The sequence below is a fragment of the Streptomyces sp. NPDC048288 genome, from assembly GCF_043201555.1.
In the GTDB taxonomy this organism is placed as follows: domain Bacteria; phylum Actinomycetota; class Actinomycetes; order Streptomycetales; family Streptomycetaceae; genus Streptomyces.
The window spans coordinates 21316-39565 of the sequence record NZ_JBICZD010000030.1; the positions used below are offsets into that span (position 1 = coordinate 21316).

General features: G+C 72.4%; 19 protein-coding genes. 15 read left to right on the plus strand and 4 right to left on the minus strand.

What is annotated here, in order from left to right; genetic code table 11:
• Positions 1-203 precede the first annotated feature (203 nt).
• From ACGFZS_RS49405 to ACGFZS_RS49445, 9 genes are all read left to right on the plus strand, one after another.
• Positions 204-2270 carry a tetratricopeptide repeat protein gene (locus tag ACGFZS_RS49405; protein WP_393800782.1) on the plus strand — a complete coding sequence of 689 codons (2067 nt, stop codon included), beginning with the start codon at positions 204-206 and terminating at the stop codon, positions 2268-2270.
• Between the two features lie 134 nt (positions 2271-2404).
• Positions 2405-3529, plus strand: a complete 1125-nt coding sequence (gene ald, locus ACGFZS_RS49410; protein ID WP_365695340.1) for an alanine dehydrogenase — start codon at positions 2405-2407, stop codon at positions 3527-3529.
• Between the two features lie 414 nt (positions 3530-3943).
• Positions 3944-5071 (plus strand): ParA family protein, encoded by a 1128-nt coding sequence (locus tag ACGFZS_RS49415; RefSeq protein ID WP_393800783.1) that lies wholly within the window; start codon positions 3944-3946, stop codon positions 5069-5071.
• Positions 5056-5673: a hypothetical protein gene (locus ACGFZS_RS49420; protein WP_393800784.1), complete on the plus strand. Its 618-nt coding sequence runs from the start codon at positions 5056-5058 to the stop codon at positions 5671-5673. Before ACGFZS_RS49415 ends, ACGFZS_RS49420 begins: the two co-directional genes overlap by 16 nt.
• Before the next feature lie 18 nt (positions 5674-5691).
• Complete coding sequence (locus tag ACGFZS_RS49425) at positions 5692-6735, plus strand: segregation and condensation protein A (protein WP_393800785.1); 1044 nt, start codon at positions 5692-5694, stop codon at positions 6733-6735.
• Positions 6732-7382, plus strand: coding sequence for an SMC-Scp complex subunit ScpB (scpB, locus tag ACGFZS_RS49430; RefSeq protein ID WP_393537635.1), 651 nt, complete (start codon positions 6732-6734; stop codon positions 7380-7382). The genes ACGFZS_RS49425 and scpB overlap by 4 nt, the downstream gene beginning before the upstream one ends.
• 12 nt (positions 7383-7394) lie before the next feature.
• Positions 7395-8519, plus strand: a complete 1125-nt coding sequence (locus ACGFZS_RS49435) for a pseudouridine synthase (protein ID WP_393800786.1) — start codon at positions 7395-7397, stop codon at positions 8517-8519.
• Between the two features lie 226 nt (positions 8520-8745).
• The gene (locus tag ACGFZS_RS49440; RefSeq protein WP_393800787.1) at positions 8746-9474 is read left to right on the plus strand and encodes an NUDIX domain-containing protein; all 729 of its coding nucleotides are present in this window, start codon (positions 8746-8748) and stop codon (positions 9472-9474) included.
• Positions 9471-10493 (plus strand): ADP-ribosylglycohydrolase family protein, encoded by a 1023-nt coding sequence (locus tag ACGFZS_RS49445; RefSeq protein WP_393800788.1) that lies wholly within the window; start codon positions 9471-9473, stop codon positions 10491-10493. The genes ACGFZS_RS49440 and ACGFZS_RS49445 overlap by 4 nt, the downstream gene beginning before the upstream one ends.
• Here the strand turns inward: ACGFZS_RS49445 and ACGFZS_RS49450 are convergent.
• The 4 genes from ACGFZS_RS49450 to ACGFZS_RS49465 all read right to left on the minus strand — a co-directional run bounded on the left by ACGFZS_RS49450 (position 10490) and on the right by ACGFZS_RS49465 (position 13064).
• Positions 10490-11194, minus strand: a complete 705-nt coding sequence (locus ACGFZS_RS49450) for a DNA polymerase beta superfamily protein (RefSeq protein ID WP_393800789.1) — start codon at positions 11192-11194, stop codon at positions 10490-10492. The genes ACGFZS_RS49445 and ACGFZS_RS49450 overlap by 4 nt on opposite strands.
• Before the next feature lie 22 nt (positions 11195-11216).
• Entirely contained in the window at positions 11217-11657 is a 441-nt protein-coding gene (locus tag ACGFZS_RS49455; RefSeq protein WP_393800790.1) for a Rieske (2Fe-2S) protein, read from the minus strand.
• Positions 11654-12238, minus strand: a complete 585-nt coding sequence (locus ACGFZS_RS49460) for a DUF6529 family protein (RefSeq protein WP_393800798.1) — start codon at positions 12236-12238, stop codon at positions 11654-11656. Before ACGFZS_RS49460 ends, ACGFZS_RS49455 begins: the two co-directional genes overlap by 4 nt.
• Positions 12239-12392: 154 nt before the next feature.
• Complete coding sequence (locus ACGFZS_RS49465) at positions 12393-13064, minus strand: hypothetical protein (RefSeq protein ID WP_393800791.1); 672 nt, start codon at positions 13062-13064, stop codon at positions 12393-12395.
• Positions 13065-13188: 124 nt separating this feature from the next.
• Between ACGFZS_RS49465 and ACGFZS_RS49470 the strand changes: the two genes are divergently transcribed.
• The 6 genes from ACGFZS_RS49470 to der all read left to right on the plus strand — a co-directional run bounded on the left by ACGFZS_RS49470 (position 13189) and on the right by der (position 18111).
• Positions 13189-13584, plus strand: coding sequence for a YidB family protein (locus ACGFZS_RS49470; RefSeq protein WP_393800792.1), 396 nt, complete (start codon positions 13189-13191; stop codon positions 13582-13584).
• A 96-nt stretch (positions 13585-13680) separates the two neighbouring features.
• On the plus strand, positions 13681-14043 hold the full coding sequence (gene aroH / locus ACGFZS_RS49475; RefSeq protein ID WP_365695325.1) for a chorismate mutase: 363 nt from the start codon (positions 13681-13683) through the stop codon (positions 14041-14043).
• Complete coding sequence (locus tag ACGFZS_RS49480; RefSeq protein WP_393800793.1) at positions 14040-15125, plus strand: prephenate dehydrogenase; 1086 nt, start codon at positions 14040-14042, stop codon at positions 15123-15125. Before aroH ends, ACGFZS_RS49480 begins: the two co-directional genes overlap by 4 nt.
• 96 nt (positions 15126-15221) lie before the next feature.
• A complete protein-coding gene (gene cmk / locus ACGFZS_RS49485; RefSeq protein ID WP_393800794.1) occupies positions 15222-15908 on the plus strand; it encodes a (d)CMP kinase in 687 nt (228 codons plus the stop codon).
• A gap of 53 nt (positions 15909-15961) precedes the next feature.
• Complete coding sequence (locus ACGFZS_RS49490) at positions 15962-16549, plus strand: lysophospholipid acyltransferase family protein (protein WP_393800799.1); 588 nt, start codon at positions 15962-15964, stop codon at positions 16547-16549.
• Positions 16550-16626: 77 nt separating this feature from the next.
• Complete coding sequence (gene der, locus ACGFZS_RS49495; RefSeq protein WP_393668279.1) at positions 16627-18111, plus strand: ribosome biogenesis GTPase Der; 1485 nt, start codon at positions 16627-16629, stop codon at positions 18109-18111.
• Positions 18112-18250 lie beyond the last annotated feature (139 nt).

Consider the following 18250-nt stretch of genomic DNA (forward strand, 5'->3'; position numbering starts at 1 on the left):
ATCTTGGACCAGCCCTTGAGCCGGCCCTCGACCACCGATCGGGCGACCCGGTGTGACCATCGCCTGATCCGATCGGGCGACGTGCCCGCCGTGCTCCGCCGGGAACGTCCTCGCACGTGAACTAGGCTCGACGCGATTGAGCCGAAACGCCCGAACCGGAGTCCCGGCGGGCACGCGTGTGCGGTGGGACGGGAGTGTGGCCCGTGACGGATCAGGCGGTGGACAAAGGCGGCGCACGACGGTCGGCGCCCACGGCCACGGGCGACAGATTCCTGGGCCGGACAAGGGAGTTGAAAGAACTGCGCGCCGACATCGAGCGCGCGGGACTGGACACCATCGCCGGCCGCAAGGCCCCCCGCGCCCGGGTCCTGCTGATCGCGGGCAGACCCGGATCCGGACGCACCGCCCTCGCCGAGGAACTCGTCCGGCGGGTCGCCGCCGACTACCCCGACGGGGTGCTGCGCGCCCGCCTCGCCGAGCCCGACGGCACCCCGGTCCCCGTCGAGCGCACCGCCCGCGACCTCCTCACCGCGCTGCGGCTGCCCACCCCGGCCGGGGCCGCCGCCGACGACCTCACCCACGCCCTGCGCACCGCCCTCGCGGGCCGCCGGATGCTGCTCCTGCTGGACGACGCGCCCGGCGCCGAAGAGGTCGACGTACTGCTCCCGGACACCCCGGACTGCCTGGCCGTCGCCGTCTCCGGCGGCCCGCTCACCGGGATCTCGGACGTCCGCCCGTGCACCCTGGGCGGCCTGGACACCAAGTCGGCCGTCGAACTCCTCGCCCGCTTCGCGGGCTCGGTCCGCATCACCGTCGACCCACGCTCCGCCGAGACCCTGGCCGAGGTCTGCCAGGGCCAGCCCGCCGCGCTCACCCTGGCCGGCGGCTGGCTCGCCGCGCGCCCCCAGGTGGCCGTCTCCGACCTCGCCAAGCGCCTGCACGCCGACCCCGAGGACGGCACCGCGCTGGCCCGCGTCCTCCGGTTCGTCCACGACGACCTGCCCGGCCAGGCCGCCCGGATACTGCGACTCCTCTGCCTGGCCCCGGCCGGCCTGGTCGACCCGCACACCGCCTCCTCCCTCGCCGGCTGCGCGGTCGACACCGCCCGCACCACCCTGGACGAGCTGGTCCGGCACGGGCTGCTGCACGTCGTGGACTCCCCGCTGCCCCAGTACGAGGTCCCGGGCTGTCTGCACCCGATGCTGCGGGCGCTGGCCGAGTCCCAGGAGCGGTCCGGGGAGCTCCAGCTGGCCCGCGCCCGGATGCTGGAGCGCACGGTACGGCTGCTGCAGTCCTGCCGGGCGATCACCGAGACCGACAACCCGCAGGCCCGCGAGCGGCTCCAGGCACTCCCGCGCGAGCTGCGCTTCCCCAGCCCCCGGGCCGCCGCCGACTGGCTGCGCATCCGCCGCCCGGCCCTGCTGGCCGCGGCCCGCGCGGCGGTCGCCGACGGCGAGCTCGACACGCTGGCCCGCCGGCTGATGTCCCAGCTGGTCAAGGCCATGGCGGCGCACTTCGGCACCCAGGCCGCCGCGCCCGACCTGTACGGCGTCCACCGGCTCGTCCTCGATGTCGCCGTGCGCCGGCACCTGCCCCGGGAGCAGGCTGCCGCGCTGCTGAACCTGGGCGACCTGGACGCCCAGACCGGTCGTACGGCGGACGCGCTGGTGCGCTATCGGTCTGCTTTGGACGCCGGACGCAGAGCAAATGACCCGTACGCGACTGGCCGCGCAATGGAATCCGTAGGTGGTGCCTACCAGGAGCTGGGGGACTACGAACGGGCCGCCGACTGGTTCGGCCGGGCCCTCGCCGAGCGGCTGGCCCGTGGCGAGCGGGCCGAGGCCGCCCGGCTCTACGGCCGTATCGCCGGCGCGCACACCTACGCGGGCCGTTACGGGGAGGCGCTCAGGGCCTGGCGGGCGGCCGTTTCCGGCCATCGCAAGAACGGTGATGTGGCCGCGCAGGCACGGGCGTTGAGCGAGCTGGCACGGGTTCAGGAGTACGCCGGACGGCCCGAGGAATCGCTGGCGACCTGCCAGGAGGCGGTGGAGTGGGCGCGCCGCGCCGAGGACGCCCGGCTCCAGGCCGCGCTGCAGCTGCGGCTCGCCGACACGCTGGAGCGGCTGGGCGACTCCACGGCCGCGAGCCTGCACCGCTCGGCCGCCGAGCGCATGCTGGGTGAGGAGCCGCTGGTGCCCTCCACCCCCGACTCCGACCCGGAACACGGAGCTAACGCCTGCGAAATCCGTAGTGCTTCCGGCGAAGATTGATGCAATGAAAGGCTAGACAGTCGGAACACCTTCATTAAACTGGCTCTGCCGCCGGTTCTCCTGCGGTGTCTCCTGGTGTACCCCGTATGCCGGGTATGTGCAGCTGTGCCCCCACACCCTCTGAGCCAAGGACCGTGATCGACGTGAAGGTCGGCATCCCCCGCGAGGTCAAGAACAACGAGTTCCGGGTGGCCATCACCCCGGCCGGCGTGCACGAGCTGGTGCGTCACGGCCACCAGGTCGTCATCGAGCGCGGCGCCGGTCTCGGCTCGTCGATCCCGGACGACGAGTACATCTCCGCCGGCGCCACGATCCTGGACACCGCCGACGAGGTGTGGGCCACCGCCGACCTGCTGCTGAAGGTCAAGGAGCCCATCGCGGAGGAGTACCACCGCCTCCGCAAGGACCAGACCCTCTTCACCTACCTGCACCTGGCCGCCTCCAAGGAGTGCACCGACGCCCTCCTGGAGTCCGGCACCACGGCGATCGCCTACGAGACCGTCGAGCTCCCGAACCGCGCCCTGCCGCTGCTCGCGCCCATGTCCGAGGTCGCGGGCCGGCTCGCCCCGCAGGTCGGCGCCTACCACCTGATGCGCGCCAACGGCGGCCGCGGTGTGCTGCCCGGCGGTGTCCCGGGCGTGCTGGCCGCCAAGGCCGTCGTCATCGGCGGTGGCGTCTCCGGCTGGAACGCCGCGCAGATCGCCATCGGCATGGGCTTCCACGTGACCCTGCTCGACAAGGACATCAACAAGCTCAAGGAGGCCGACAAGGTCTTCGGCACCAAGATCCAGACCGTCGTCTCCAACTCCTTCGAGCTGGAGAAGGCCTGCCTGGAGGCCGACCTCGTGATCGGCGCGGTGCTGATCCCCGGCGCCAAGGCCCCGAAGCTCGTCACCAACGAGCTGGTCTCCCGCATGAAGCAGGGAAGTGTCCTTGTCGACATCGCGATCGACCAGGGCGGCTGCTTCGAGGACTCCCGCCCCACCACGCACGCCGAGCCGACCTTCAAGGTCCACGAGTCGGTCTTCTACTGCGTCGCCAACATGCCCGGCGCGGTGCCCAACACCTCCACCTACGCGCTCACCAACGCCACGCTGCCGTACATCGTGTCGCTCGCGAACAACGGCTGGGCGGAGGCCCTGCGCCGCGACGCCGCGCTCGCCAAGGGCCTCAACACCCATGACGGCAAGGTCGTTTACAAGGAGGTCGCCGAGGCGCACGGCCTGGAGCACGTGGACCTCGACACGCTGATCGGCTGACCCGGCGCCCCACGGGGCGGTGGCTAAGTCACCTTTTCGTAAAGGCGATACGTCAACAAGCCGCGTCAATCACGAACACACGGCCGGACCTTGCCCGACAAGGTCCGGCCAGATGTGTGTATGGTCACTTTGCGACTCTCGGTCAACTCGCCTCGAACGTAACCGTTCGACCGATTCGTACACCGGTGAAACCTGCTGTGCGACGGCCGTACGCCCTTGACAGCGAGATGTTTCATTGCCGACACATCGTGCCGGGTCCGGCGGATTGTGTTGCTGCGAACGCCCGACACGCCATAGAGTCGCCAGCTGTCGGCATGGTGCCACGCTGACCTGTCTAGAAGTTTCCTGGTCACCAAGGAGGTAAGACGACTTGTGAATGAGTCGACATTTTCTCCCGGGGGTGGTCAACCAGGAATGCCGGTACGGGACCAGGGTCCCGCGGGGTTCGAGGCTGTCGGCTCCGTCGCGGTGCGCACCTTCACAGCAGCCCGGACTCCGCTGACCACGCGGACAGCACACCAGAGCATGGATGGCCATCACGTGAACGCCATGGCCGGCGACGGAAGTGGCGCGCCCCACAACCAATTCGCCGACTACGACGAACTGCCCGACGGGCACTTCTACGACCCCGACGCCGAGTACGAGCCCGATCCGGAGTACGCGGCCACGCTCGCGCCGGACGCGGCCCGCCAGCGCCGCGAGCGCGTCGGCCCGACCGGGCGCCCGCTCCCGTACTTCCCGATCCCGGGCCCGGTGACCAGTCACGGCCCCGCGACGATCATCGCGATGTGCAACCAGAAGGGCGGCGTCGGCAAGACCACGTCGACCATCAACCTGGGTGCCGCGCTCGCGGAGTACGGCCGCCGGGTGCTGCTCGTGGACTTCGACCCGCAGGGCGCGCTGTCGGTGGGTCTCGGCGTCAACCCGATGGAGCTCGACCTCACCGTCTACAACCTGCTCATGGAGCGGGGCATGGCGGCCGACGAGGTCCTCCTGAAGACCGCGGTCCCCAACATGGACCTGCTGCCCTCCAACATCGACCTGTCGGCCGCCGAGGTCCAGCTGGTCTCCGAGGTGGCCCGCGAGTCGACGCTGCAGCGCGCCCTGAAGCCGCTGCTGCCCGACTACGACTACATCGTGATCGACTGTCAGCCCTCGCTCGGCCTGCTCACGGTCAACGCGCTGACGGCCGCTCACAAGGTGATCGTGCCGCTGGAGTGCGAGTTCTTCGCCCTGCGTGGTGTGGCCCTGCTGACCGAGACCATCGAGAAGGTCCAGGAGCGGCTCAACCCGGAGCTGGAGCTCGACGGGATCCTCGCCACGATGTACGACTCGCGCACGGTCCACAGCCGTGAGGTGCTGGCCCGGGTGGTCGAGGCGTTCGACGACCACGTCTACCACACGGTCATCGGCCGCACGGTCCGCTTCCCGGAGACCACGGTCGCCGGCGAGCCGATCACCACGTACGCGTCCAACTCCGTCGGTGCCGCCGCCTACCGCCAGCTCGCCAGGGAGGTGCTCGCCCGGTGTCACGCCGAGTGAGTCTGCCCGGGGCCGACGAACTGTTCCGTACGACAGGGGGGATGGCGCTCCAGCCGTCCACGCCCAGGCGCCCGGCCAACGGTGAGGTCCGGGTGCCGGCTCCCGCGGGGGAGAGCGACGAGACGGCGGCCGCGGCCGCCGAGGACGTGCCCCAGTCGGTGCCCGTGCAGGGCGGCGACGGCGAGGGCGCGGAGCACGTGGCGGCGGAGGCCGGTCCGGGCGACGCCGGGGAGTCCCGCAACCACGCCGCGCAGTCCGTCACGGTCGCGCCGTCGGCGGAGCGGGCCGCGCGGCAGCAGGCGGCGGCGCAGGAAGGTTCTGCCGGATCCGCCGCGCAGGTCCAGCCCCGCAAGCAGCGCGGCGGCGGCCGGGCACCCGCCCGGCGGCCCAGCGGCCGCGAGCGGCACGACGAGAAGATCACCGTGTACGTCTCCGCCGAGGAGCTGATGGACCTGGAGCACGCCCGTCTCGTGCTCCGCGGCGAGCACGGGCTGGCCGTCGACCGGGGCCGGATCGTCCGCGAGGCGGTCGCCGTGGTCCTGGCGGACCTGGAGTCCCGCGGCGACGCGAGCATCCTCGTACGACGGCTGCGCGGGCGCTAGGGGTAGCCTTCGGGGGCTATGACCTCGACCGACGCCCCCTTTTCCGGCTCCTCCGGCGGCCGCCGCCGTGCGCTGGGGCGAGGGCCGGGAGCGGCGCCACCAGCGGTTCCCACGGAACCGGAGCCGGCGTCCGAGGCCGCCGTGGACGTACCGGAACCGGAACTCCGACAGGAGCCGGAACCCGCACCGGAACCGGAGCCGGAATCCGCACCTGAACCCGAACCGGCACCCGAACCCGAGGCAGAGCCCGTCCCCGACGGTGTCTTCAAGGTCCGGCTCGCCAACTTCGAGGGCCCCTTCGACCTCCTCCTCCAGCTGATCTCCAAGCACAAGCTGGACGTCACCGAGGTCGCCCTCTCCAAGGTCACCGACGAGTTCATGGCGCACATCCGGGCCATGGGGCCGGACTGGGACCTGGACCAGACGACGGAGTTCCTCGTCGTCGCCGCCACGCTGCTCGACCTCAAGGCCGCCCGGCTGCTGCCCGCCGCCGAGGTCGAGGACGAGGCCGACCTGGCGCTCCTCGAAGCCCGGGACCTGCTCTTCGCCCGGCTCCTGCAGTACCGCGCGTACAAGCAGATCGCCGACATCTTCAACCGGCGCCTGGACGACGAGGCCCGCCGCTGGCCCCGCACCGTCGGCCTGGAACCGCATCTCGCCGAGCTGCTGCCCGAGGTCGTCATCAGCATCGGACCGGAGGGGTTCGCCAGGCTCGCGGTCAAGGCGATGCAGCCGAAGCCCAAGCCGCAGGTGTACGTGGACCACATCCACGCCCCGCTGGTCAGCGTGCAGGAGCAGGCCGGGATCGTGGTGGCGCGGCTGCGGGAGCTCGGCGAGGCCAGCTTCCGGGTGCTCGTCGAGGACACCGACAACACGCTCACCGTCGTGGCCCGCTTCCTCGCCCTCCTCGAGCTGTACCGGGAGAAGGCCGTCGCCCTCGACCAGGAGACCGCGCTCGGCGACCTGATCGTGCGCTGGACCGGCGGGGGCGAGGAGACGCGGCTGATGGTGACCGACGAATTCGACCGGCCGCCCGAGCCGCCCAAGGAGGACAAGGCGTGAGCGAGGACACCACCGAGCTGCCGGCCGGACTGCGCCCGGTCGCCGAGCTCGACCTCAAGCCGGCCCTGGAGGCCGTCCTGATGGTCGTCGACGAGCCCGCCACCGTCGAGCACCTGTCCAAGATCCTGGAGCGGCCGAAGCAGACGATCACCAAGGCGCTGCGGGCCCTCGCCGACGAGTACACGGCGCAGGGCCGCGGCTTCGAGCTGCGCTTCGTCGCGGGCGGCTGGCGTTTCTACACCCGCGGCGAGTTCGCGCCCGCCGTCGAGCGGCTGGTCCTGGAGGGCCAGACCGCCCGGCTCACCCAGGCCGCCCTGGAGACGCTCGCGGTCGTCGCCTACCGTCAGCCGGTGAGCCGCAGCCGGGTCTCGGTGGTGCGTGGAGTCAACTGCGACGGTGTGATGCGCACCCTGCTCCAGCGCGGTCTGGTCGAGGAGGCGGGCGCGGAACCCGAAACAGGTGCGATCCTGTACAGGACGACGAACTACTTCCTGGAGCGGATGGGCCTGCGCGGCCTGGACGAACTCCCGGAGCTCGCGCCCTTCCTCCCGGAGGCCGAGGCGATCGAGGCCGAGACCCAGGAGGGCGTGCCGTCGTTCGATCCGGACGCACCCGATGCGCCGGATTCCGAGGACGCAGACGACTAGACGGAAATTTTGATGCGAAGCAGCAGCGGCAGGAACAGCAGCGGAAACAACGGCGGGAGCCGTGGTGGCAACAGCGGCGGCCGCGGCGGGAGCAGCGGTGGGCGCGGCAGCTACCGCGGCGCCGGCAACTCCCGCGACGACAAGCCGGGCGCCGGCCGGCCGAAGAAGCCGCGCCCGGAGGAGCGGCGCTACGACGTGGGCCCGAACGCCACCCAGGACGGGCCGAAGTCGGGCCGCGGCGCCTCGGCGCGCGGCGGCGCCAAGGGCGGGCCCAGGCAGGGCCAGGACACGGGACGCGGGCGGTGGGCGCCCGCCACCTCGCGCGAGTACGACGCCCGCGCCGAGGAGCGCAACCGGGAGCGGTACGCCGGCAAGCCGGACGTGAAGCTCCCCAAGACCTTCCCGGGCGCCGAGCAGGAGGGCGAGCGGCTGCAGAAGGTGCTCGCCCGCGCGGGCTACGGCTCCCGGCGCGCCTGCGAGGAGCTGATCGAGCAGGCCCGGGTCGAGGTCAACGGCGAGATCGTCCTGGAGCAGGGCAAGCGGGTCGACCCGGAGAAGGACGAGGTGCGCGTCGACGGGCTGACCGTCGCCACGCAGTCGTACCAGTTCTTCTCGCTGAACAAGCCGGCCGGTGTGGTCTCCACCATGGAGGACCCGGACGGGCGGCAGTGCCTCGGCGACTACGTCACCAACCGGGAGACCCGGCTCTTCCACGTGGGGCGGCTGGACACCGAGACCGAGGGCGTCATCCTGCTCACCAACCACGGCGAGCTGGCGCACCGGCTGACCCACCCCAAGTACGGCGTGAAGAAGACCTACCTCGCGCACATCGTCGGCCCCATCCCGCGCGACCTGGGCAAGAAGCTCAAGGACGGCATCCAGCTGGAGGACGGGTACGCGCGCGCCGACCACTTCCGGGTCGTCGAGCAGACCGGCAAGAACTACCTGGTCGAGGTCACCCTGCACGAGGGCCGCAAGCACATCGTGCGGCGCATGCTGGCGGAGGCCGGGTTCCCGGTCGACAAGCTGGTCCGGGTGTCCTTCGGTCCGATCACCCTCGGCGACCAGAAGTCGGGCTGGCTGCGCCGCCTGTCCAACACCGAGGTCGGGATGCTCATGCAGGAAGTCGACCTCTAGGCCTCGGCCGGCCCCGCGAAGGGGCTCGTACGGCTCTCTGACGGCCGGTTCCGGACTCTCCGGGACCGGCCGCCGCCGTTCCCGGGAACGGGGCTCCAGCGGCCACTGGCGGCCTGCGACAGGGCTTGCGCGGTGACCTGCGGGGTATTTATAGTCGTAGAGACTATTAGTCGGCATGGTCATGGAACGGCCGGCCGGAACGACCAGTAAGGGGGTGGACGGACGCATGCAGGGCTACGACAAGTACGCCTACGAACCCTTCGCCGTCACCGTCGACCTCGCCGTCCTCACCGTCCGCGCCGGCACCCTGTACGTGCTGCTCGTCGAGCGCGGACAGGAGCCGTACCTCGGCCACTGGGCGCTGCCCGGCGGCTTCGTGCTGCCCAAGGAGTCGGCCGAGACGGCGGCCCGGCGCGAACTCGCCGAGGAGACCGGCCTGTCGAACCTGCCGGGCCTGGAGGGGCTGCACCTGGAGCAGTTGCGCACCTACAGCGAGCCGGAGCGCGACCCGAGGATGCGGGTGGTCTCCGTCGCCTTCACCGCGCTGCTGCCCGACCCGCCCGAACCGCACGGCGGCGGCGACGCGGCACAGGCGCGCTGGCTGCCGTACGACGCGGCCGGACCGCTCGCCTTCGACCACGACCGGATCCTCGCCGACGCGCACGAACGCGTGGGCGCGCGGCTGGAGTACAGCTGCCTGGCCACCGCCTTCTGCCCGCCCGAGTTCACGCTCGGCGAGCTGCAGAACATCTACGAGACCGTCTGGGGCGTCGAGTTGGACCGCCCCAACTTCCGCCGCAAGGTGCTCGCCACGCCCGGCTTCGTCGAACCCGTCCCCGGCGCCGCCCGGTTGACCGGCGGCCGCGGCAAACCGGCCGCCCTCTACCGCGCGGGCACCGCCACCGCCCTCCACCCGCCCCTGCTCCGCCCGTCCCGGGAAGGACGCCCCGCATGACCACGACCATCGTCCACAAACGCGCCGCCACCGGCGCCCTGATCGGTCTCGCCCTCGGGGACGCGCTCGGCTTCCCGACCGAGTTCAACGACGTGCCGTCGATCCTCGCCAAGTGCGGGCCGTGGCAGGAGATGGAGCTGCCCGCGCGTGCCGTCGTCTCCGACGACACGCAGATGACGATCGCGGTCGGACACGCGCTGCGCACCGCCATGGACCGGGGCGTGCTCGCGCCCGAGCGGCTGGAGCGGCCGCTGCGCGAGGAGTTCGTGGACTGGTACCAGTCGCCGGAGAACAACCGGGCGCCCGGCCGGACCTGTCTGCGCGCCTGCGAGCTGCTCAAGGGGGAGGGACGGCTCTGGCAGGACGCCAGCCAGATCGACTCCAAGGGATGCGGGGCCAACATGCGGGTCGCGCCCGTCGGGCTCGCCCCGGGGCTGAGCGACGAACAGCGGGCCGGTGCCGCCCAGTTGCAGTCCGCCCTCACCCACGGCCACCCCACCGCCCTGGCCGCCTCCGACCTCACCGCGCGGGCCGTACGGCTGCTCGCGCAGGGGGTCGGACCGGCCGAACTGGTCGGGCGGCTGCGGTCGTACGCGCGCGAGAACCGCAACCGCTACCACCGCACCTGGCTCGGCGACCTGTGGACCCGCAGCCAGGACCCGAACCCGGAGCACTTCATCGCGCGCGGCTGGGACGAGTGCCTGGCGATCCTCGACCGGCTGGAGGAGGCCGTGCGGACCGCCTCGCCGGAGGACGACCCCTGCCTGGCCACCGGCGCCGGCTGGATCGCCGAGGAGGCCCTGGCCACCGGTCTGCTCTGCTTCCTGCTCTTCCCCGACGAGCCGCTGCTCGCGCTGCGCCGGGCCGCCTGCTCCTCCGGCGACTCGGACTCCATCGCCTGTCTGACCGGGGCGTTCGCCGGTGCCTGGCTGGGCGAGGACGCCTGGCCGACCGCGTGGGCCGACCGGATCGAGTACCGGGGGGACCTGATGACGCTGGGCGCGCTCTGGGACGCCTAGGGGCCTGCCGGGAGGGGCTCCCGGCAGGCCGAGGCGCGGCGGACCCGGAGCAGGAAGTCGGCCACGCGCGCGTGGTCCGGCTCCGCCGGGAGCGGGCTGCCGGACAGGGCCCGCTCCGTCTCCTCGGCGAGCCGGGCCATCCGCGACTCGACCTCCGCCCAGGAGACCTCGCCCCGCTTCACGGCCAGGAACTCCGCGCGCCGGTCCCCGACGCCGATCGTCAGCTCACCCGTGCGCAGCAGGTCACGGGCGCTCGTCAGGAGCCGCAGCAGATGCATCGCGTGCTTCCAGCGCGGGGCGCCATGGGTACGGACGTCGGCGTCGAGCTTGCGGCGCTGGCCGAGGGCGTACCGGGTGAAGCTGTCGTGGGCCCGCCGGGAGAGGAAGGCGCCGCGCAGCGCGAGCAGCTCGCGGCCGGTGTCGTCGACGTGCTCGACCAAGGGCGAGTGCAGGCACTCCAGGATGTTCGGGTTGGCCCGCAGCGCCAGCTCGCACAACCGTTCCAGCTCCCAGGAGAACCGTTCCTCGCCCGGCCCCTCCACATGCGTCGGGGGCTTCTCGAAGCGCCAGAACAGGGGAGTGGGGGCGAGGAACACGCCCCGGCGGTCGGTGTCGCTGCCCTCCGTGGCCAGACCGAAGGCGCGCGACCCCATGACACAGGCGTAGATCGTGTGGTCGCGTACCAGGTCCTCGGGCTGCATGCCGGGGAGCGTACGCGGCCGGTCACGCCAGGGTGATCGAATTTCCGCTGACGGTGATCGACTTGGCCGGCAGCGGCCGGGTCGCCGGGCCGTGGGCCACCGCGCCGTCGGCGATCTTGAACTTGCTGCCGTGGCAGGGGCAGTCGATGGTGCCGTCCGCCACCCGGCTCACCGTGCAGCCCTGGTGGGTGCAGATCGCCGAGAAGGCCTTGAACTCGCCCTTCGCCGGCTGCGTCACCACGACCTTCTGGTCCTTGAAGACCGTGCCGCCGCCCTCCGGGATCTCGCTCGTCTGCGCCAGCGCCGTCCCGGCGGCGGCACCGGTCGTCGACTCGCCGGAGGGCGACTCGGCGGAGCTGGAGGAACCGCTGTTGTCGTTGTAGTTGCTGCATCCCGCGCATCCCACGGCGAGCGCGGCAGCGCCCGTCGCGAGAACCGTGCGCCGAGTGGAGCCGTCGGTCATGTCGTCACCCCGAACGTGCGGAAGAACCAGAACGCTGACGTCAGCCAGATGAGCGTGAGCGCGGCGAACACCAGTCCACCGACGATCGGCAGCAGCCAGCCAGGGAGTCGCTCCGAGCGGAGCAGCAGCATCTTGGCACTGAAAACACCGAAGAAGAAGCAACCCAGGATGGAGTGCCACAAAACGCGCGTTTCGTACGTCTGATAGCCCAACGCGTACAGGCAGTGCACCGCCACCGGCACGGCGACCAGGAACGCGATCCGCCCCGACCAGCGGTGCAGCGCGGACGCCCAGCGCGGCCCCGGCAGCCTGCCGTACATCATCAGGGCCGAGACCAGCTGGACGAGGGCGAAGAAGAACGCCGTCGAGGCGAGCCAGGACTTGACCGCGCCGGTGCTGCTGAAGCCCGCCAGGTTGAACGCGGTGCCGGTCGGATGGTGGACCCTGCCGTACACGCCGAGGCCGACCGCGACGGCGGCGGCCACCAGGGCCGGCAGCAGATAGCGGGCCGGGTGCGCGCGGCGGTGGTCCGGCCGGGGCGACGGCCAGCTCTGGGTGGCGGCGTTCGGGTCGACGGTCATGGTCGGCTCCCTCGGGTCACGGCCGGGTTCGGGGACGAGCTGGGTGTCGGCGGCCGACGGGGCGTCAGCCACGACGGGGCTGTGCGGACTTGGCCGGGCGTGCGGACTCGGCCGGGCGTGCGGACCTGGCTGGGCGTGTGGACCTGGCCGGGTGTCAGGGAGCGACCGGGGCCGCCGTCAGCCGCTGCCCGTCGACCGTCACGGCGCCGGTCTCCGGGTCGATGCCGGGCGCTGCCGAGGGCGTGCCGTCGCGGTCGACGACGCCGACCTGGCTGCCGTCGGCGAGCACGATCCAGCCGCCGTCGATCCGCGCGCCGCGCACGGTCGCCGTGGCCCGGTACAGCGCGGTGCCCTTGACGGCCTTGTGGGCGGTGAAGGCGTAGTGGCCGCCGTCGAACTCGACGGCGCCGCGGATGCGCTCGTTCTCCTGCAGCGTGCCGTTCAGCACGGCGCCGTCGGCGCCGGTCAGCCGCATGCTGCCGTCGGACTTCACCGGGCCCTTCAGCCACGCCTCCTTGCTGTGCCCGTCGCAGAAGTAGGCGATCGCCCTGCCGGCGCGGACCGAGACGGCGACGGCGGACGAGTCGTCGTCGGTGCGGCCGGAGTAGGAGGAGTCGGGGATCTTCGAGGGCGAGGGCGAGGGCGAGGGCGACGGCGACGGCGAGGTTCTCGGTGTCGTGGTGGTGCTCGTCGGTGTGGGGCTCGGCGACTTCTCCCGGTACGACGACGAGGCCGTCCTCGTCCCCGTCGTCGCGTTGAGCGTCAGCATGAACAGGCCGAGCAGCAGACCCGCGAGAAGGGTCAGCACAGGTCCGGGACGTTTCATGGCGGGCCTCCCCCGAGGCGGGTGTGCCTGCCATCAGAGCGGACCGGTGGGTCCGCGTAAAGAGGCGCACAGGGGCTTTTCACCCCAAGTAGCGGAATGCGGTGATTCAAGTGACATTGGGGCCATGGCAGGCAACGATCTCGAAAGCATGCTCGGCAGCCTCCTGGGCGGCGAGGGCAAGGGCGCCGGGCTGCTGACCGCGCTGATCGCCGCGATGAGCCACGGCCAGGGCGGCGGCTCGCTCGGCGGACTGCTGGACTCCCTCGCGAGGTCCGGTCTGACCGCCCAGAAGGACTCCTGGGTCGGCACCGGCGCCAACCAGCCCGTCACCGGCGACCAGCTCCAGCAGGCCCTGCCCGACGACACCCTCCAGCAGGTCGCCGAGGAGACCGGGACGACCCCGGAGCAGGCCGCCGACCAGCTCGCCCGGGTGCTGCCCGACGCCGTCGACCGGCTCACCCCCGAGGGCGCGGTGCCGAAGGCCTCGATCGAGGACCTGATCCGGCGGCAGTCCCGCTGAGACGGTGTCTCAGCGGGCGGGCACCGTGCCGGTACGCGGCACGGTCTGACTAGGCTGGACGGACGCAGGAGCCGACATCAGAACAGGAGCAGTGCCGTGGCGGTACGAGCGGTCCGGGGGGCCGTCCAGCTGGAGCGGGACGAGGCCGGTCACATGGACGAGCAGGTCGGAGCGCTGCTCACCGCCGTCCTGGAGCGGAACGGACTGACCGCCGACGACCTGATCAGCATCTGGTTCACGGCCACCCCCGATCTGCACAGCGACTTCCCGGCGGCCGCCGCGCGCAAGCTCGGCATCGTCGACGTCCCCCTGATCTGCGCCCAGGAACTGGACATCGAGGGCGCGATGCCCCGGGTCGTACGGATACTGGCGCACATCGAGTCCGACCGGCCCCGCGCCGAGATCAGCCATGTCTACCTCGGCGCCGCCGCCGCCCTGCGCAAGGACATCGCCCAGTGAGGACCGCCCTCGTCATCGGTACCGGTCTCATCGGTACGTCCGCCGCGCTCGCCCTCGCCCAGCGGGGCGTCGTCGTCCACCTGGCCGACCACGACCCGGAGCAGGCCCGGACGGCCGCCGCGCTGGGCGCCGGCACCGACCAGGCCCCGGAGGGCCCCGTCGACCTGGCCCTGGTCGCCGCCCCGCCCGCCCATGTGGCCGCCGTCCTCGCCGACGCGATGGACCGGGGCGTGGCGCGCGGCTACGCGGACGTTGCCAGCGTCAAGGGCGGCCCGCGCCGCGAGCTGGAGGCGCGCGGCCTGGACCTGTCGGCCTACATCGGCACGCACCCCATGGCCGGCCGGGAGAAGTCCGGCCCGCTGGCCGCCACCGCCGACCTCTTCGAGGGCCGCCCCTGGGTGCTCACCCCGACCCGGGACACCGACACCGAGGTGCTGAACCTCGCCCTGGAGCTGGTCTCGCACTGCCGGGCCGTGCCGGTGGTGATGGACGCCGACGCCCACGACCGCGCGGTGGCCCTCGTCTCCCACATGCCCCACCTGGTCTCCAGCATGGTCGCCGCCCGTCTGGAGCACGCCGAGGAGGCCGCCGTACGACTGTGCGGGCAGGGCATCCGGGACGTCACCCGGATCGCCGCCTCCGACCCCCGGATGTGGATCGACATCCTCTCCGCGAACCCCGGGCCGGTCGCCGACCTGCTCGCGGACGTCGCCGCCGACCTGGACGAGACGGTCGGCGCGCTGCGCGCCCTGCAGTCCTCCGACGGGGAGAAGCGGCGCGAGGGCGGGGCCGGCATCGAGGACATGCTGCGGCGCGGCAACGCCGGCCAGGTGCGGGTCCCCGGCAAGCACGGGTCGGCGCCGCGGGCGTACGAGGTCGTGGCGGTCCTCATCGACGACCAGCCCGGCCAGCTGGCCCGGATCTTCGCGGACGCCGGCGCGGCCGGGGTCAACATCGAGGACGTCCGCATCGAGCACGCCACCGGGCAGCAGGCCGGTCTCGTCCAGCTGTGGGTGGAGCCGAAGGCCGTGCCGGTGCTCACCTCGGCCCTGCGGGACCGGGGCTGGGCGCTGCGGCAATAGCGCTGAATCGGGCGGTCCCGGGGGCCGGTAACCTTGTGCGGGGCGCGATGGCGTCCCGCACACCACTCCCACCCTGCACCCGGAAGGTGTCCCCCCGTGGAAAACGGCGCTGCCCAGCCCGTGATTGTCGCCATCGACGGCCCCGCCGGCACCGGCAAGTCGAGCACGTCGAAGGCCGTCGCCGCGCAGCTCGGCCTGAGCTACCTGGACACCGGCGCCCAGTACCGGGCGATGACCTGGTGGATGGTGACCAACGGGATCGACGTCGCCGACCCGTCCGAGATCGCCGCCGCGGCCGGCAAGCCCGAGATCGTCTCCGGCACCGACCCGGCGGACCCGACGATCACGGTCGACGGCACCGACGTGGCCGGCCCGATCCGCACCCAGGAGGTCTCCGGCGCGGTCAGCGCGGTCAGCGCGGTGCCGGAGGTGCGGGCGCGGATCACCGAGCTGCAGCGCTCGCTGGCCGCCTCGGCCGGGGTCGGGATCGTCGTCGAGGGCCGGGACATCGGTACGACCGTGCTGCCCGACGCCGACCTCAAGATCTTCCTCACCGCCTCGCCGGAGGCCCGCGCGGCCCGGCGCAGCGGCGAGCTCAAGGGCGCCGACGTCAACGCCACCCGCGAGGCCCTGATCAAGCGGGACGCGGCCGACTCGACCCGCAAGGCCTCGCCGCTCGCCAAGGCGGACGACGCGGTCGAGGTGGACACCACCGAGCTGACCCTCGCCCAGGTCGTCGAGTGTGTCGTCACCCTCGTCGAGGAGAAGCGGGCCGGGAAGTGAGCCTCCCGTCGCGGCGGGGCGCCGAGACCGGACGGCGGATCGGCGTCGGCCTGATGTACGGGCTGTGGAAGCCGCGCGTGCTGGGTTCCTGGAAGGTGCCCGCGCACGGCCCGGCGATCCTCGCCGTGAACCACTCCCACAACATCGACGGCCCGATGGTCATGGGCGTGGCGCCCCGGCCGACGCACTTCCTGATCAAGAAGGAGGCGTTCGTCGGGCCGCTCGACCCGTTCCTGACCCGGATCGGCCAGCTGAAGGTGGACCGCCAGTCCGCCGACCGCACGGCGATCACCCGGGCGCTCGGTGTCCTGGAGGCCGGGGGAGTGCTCGGCATCTTCCCCGAGGGCAGCCGGGGCGACGGCGACTTCGCCGCCCTGCGGGCCGGCCTCGCCTACTTCGCGGTGCGCTCCGGCGCGCCGATCGTCCCGGTGGCCGTGCTGGGAAGCTCCGAGCGGCAGGGACGGTTGATAAAGGAGCTGCCCCCGCTGCGCTCCCGCGTCGACGTCGTCTTCGGCGACCCCTTCGAGGCGGGCGACGGCAGCGGCCGGCGCACCCGCAAGGTCCTGGACGAGGCCACCGAACGCATCCAGAAGCAGCTCAGCGGCCACCTGGAAAACGCCAGGCGTCTGACCGGACGCTAGGCGACACTAAGTAGTGGATCAGCCCGATATGCGCCTGATCCACCGATCACCACGATGAACGACGAGGTACGGACTTCATGAACGACCACAGCCAGCCCGGCGACTCGGCTGAGCACGAGTACGACCACGGGGCGCTCGGCGACGCCGAGTACGCGGAGTTCATGGAGCTCGCCGCGGAAGAGGGCTTCGACATCGAGGACGTCGAGGGCGCCATCGAGGCGGCGGGCCATGGTCCGCTGCCCGTGCTCGCCGTCGTCGGCCGCCCGAACGTCGGCAAGTCGACCCTGGTCAACCGCATCATCGGGCGCCGCGAGGCCGTCGTCGAGGACAAGCCCGGCGTCACCCGCGACCGCGTGACCTACGAGGCCGAGTGGGCGGGCCGCCGCTTCAAGGTCGTCGACACCGGCGGCTGGGAGCAGGACGTCCTCGGCATCGACGCCTCCGTGGCCGCGCAGGCCGAGTACGCGATCGAGGCGGCCGACGCGGTCGTCTTCGTCGTCGACGCCAAGGTCGGCGCGACCGACACCGACGAGGCGGTCGTACGACTGCTGCGCAAGGCCGGCAAGCCCGTCGTGCTGGCCGCCAACAAGGTGGACGGCCCCAGCGGCGAGGCCGACGCCTCCTACCTGTGGTCCCTCGGCCTGGGCGAGCCGCACCCGGTCTCCGCGCTGCACGGCCGCGGCACCGGCGACATGCTGGACGCCGTCCTGGAGGCGCTCCCCGAGGCCCCCGAGCAGACCTTCGGCGGCCCCGGCGTCGGCGGCCCCCGCCGGATCGCCCTCATCGGCCGCCCCAACGTCGGCAAGTCCTCCCTCCTCAACAAGGTGGCGAACGAGGAGCGCGTCGTCGTCAACGAGCTGGCCGGCACCACCCGCGACCCGGTCGACGAGCTGATCGAACTCGGCGGCGTCACCTGGAAGTTCGTCGACACCGCCGGTATCCGCAAGCGCGTCCACCTCCAGCAGGGCGCCGACTACTACGCCTCGCTGCGGACCGCCGCCGCCGTGGAGAAGGCCGAGGTGGCGGTCATCCTGATCGACGCCTCCGAGTCCATCTCGGTCCAGGACCAGCGGATCGTCACCATGGCCGTCGAGGCGGGCCGCGCGGTCGTCATGGCCTTCAACAAGTGGGACACCCTCGACGAGGAGCGCCGCTACTACCTGGAGCGCGAGATCGAGACCGAGCTCGGCCAGGTCGCCTGGGCGCCCCGGGTGAACGTCTCCGCGCGCACCGGCCGGCACATGGAGAAGCTGGTCCCCGCCATCGAGACCGCCCTCGCCGGCTGGGAGACCCGGGTGCCCACCGGCCGCCTCAACGCCTTCCTCGGCGAGCTGGTCTCGGCCCACCCGCACCCGGTCCGGGGCGGCAAGCAGCCGCGCATCCTGTTCGGCACCCAGGCCGGCACCAAGCCGCCGCGGTTCGTCCTCTTCGCCTCCGGTTTCATCGAGGCCGGCTACCGCCGCTTCATCGAGCGCCGGCTGCGCGAGGAGTTCGGCTTCGAGGGCACCCCGATCCACATCTCCGTGCGGGTGCGCGAGAAGCGCGGCGCGAAGAAGAAGTAGGGACACGCGTGAGGGGCGGGCCCCCGGGCCCGGGGGCGCCCCCCCCCCCGGTGTGGAGTTCACCGCCGCGGGGGGCGGGGGGGGGGGCCCGCGGCCCGGGGGATGCCCGCGGGCGGGGGGCGCGCGCGGGGGCCGCTAC

Excerpts from the sequence above, each read along its gene's own strand:
- ACGFZS_RS49415 (WP_393800783.1), top strand. The coding sequence starts at position 3,944 with ATGCCGGTACGGGACCAGGGTCCCGCGGGGTTCGAGGCTGTCGGCTCC.
- ACGFZS_RS49425 (WP_393800785.1), top strand. The coding sequence starts at position 5,692 with ATGACCTCGACCGACGCCCCCTTTTCCGGCTCCTCCGGCGGCCGCCGC.
- ACGFZS_RS49435 (WP_393800786.1), top strand. The coding sequence starts at position 7,395 with ATGCGAAGCAGCAGCGGCAGGAACAGCAGCGGAAACAACGGCGGGAGC.
- ACGFZS_RS49440 (WP_393800787.1), top strand. The coding sequence starts at position 8,746 with ATGCAGGGCTACGACAAGTACGCCTACGAACCCTTCGCCGTCACCGTC.
- ACGFZS_RS49445 (WP_393800788.1), top strand. The coding sequence starts at position 9,471 with ATGACCACGACCATCGTCCACAAACGCGCCGCCACCGGCGCCCTGATC.
- ACGFZS_RS49450 (WP_393800789.1), bottom strand. The coding sequence starts at position 11,194 with ATGCAGCCCGAGGACCTGGTACGCGACCACACGATCTACGCCTGTGTC.
- ACGFZS_RS49455 (WP_393800790.1), bottom strand. The coding sequence starts at position 11,657 with ATGACCGACGGCTCCACTCGGCGCACGGTTCTCGCGACGGGCGCTGCC.
- ACGFZS_RS49460 (WP_393800798.1), bottom strand. The coding sequence starts at position 12,238 with ATGACCGTCGACCCGAACGCCGCCACCCAGAGCTGGCCGTCGCCCCGG.
- ACGFZS_RS49465 (WP_393800791.1), bottom strand. The coding sequence starts at position 13,064 with ATGAAACGTCCCGGACCTGTGCTGACCCTTCTCGCGGGTCTGCTGCTC.
- ACGFZS_RS49470 (WP_393800792.1), top strand. The coding sequence starts at position 13,189 with ATGGCAGGCAACGATCTCGAAAGCATGCTCGGCAGCCTCCTGGGCGGC.
- ACGFZS_RS49490 (WP_393800799.1), top strand. The coding sequence starts at position 15,962 with ATGTACGGGCTGTGGAAGCCGCGCGTGCTGGGTTCCTGGAAGGTGCCC.
- der (WP_393668279.1), top strand. The coding sequence starts at position 16,627 with ATGAACGACCACAGCCAGCCCGGCGACTCGGCTGAGCACGAGTACGAC.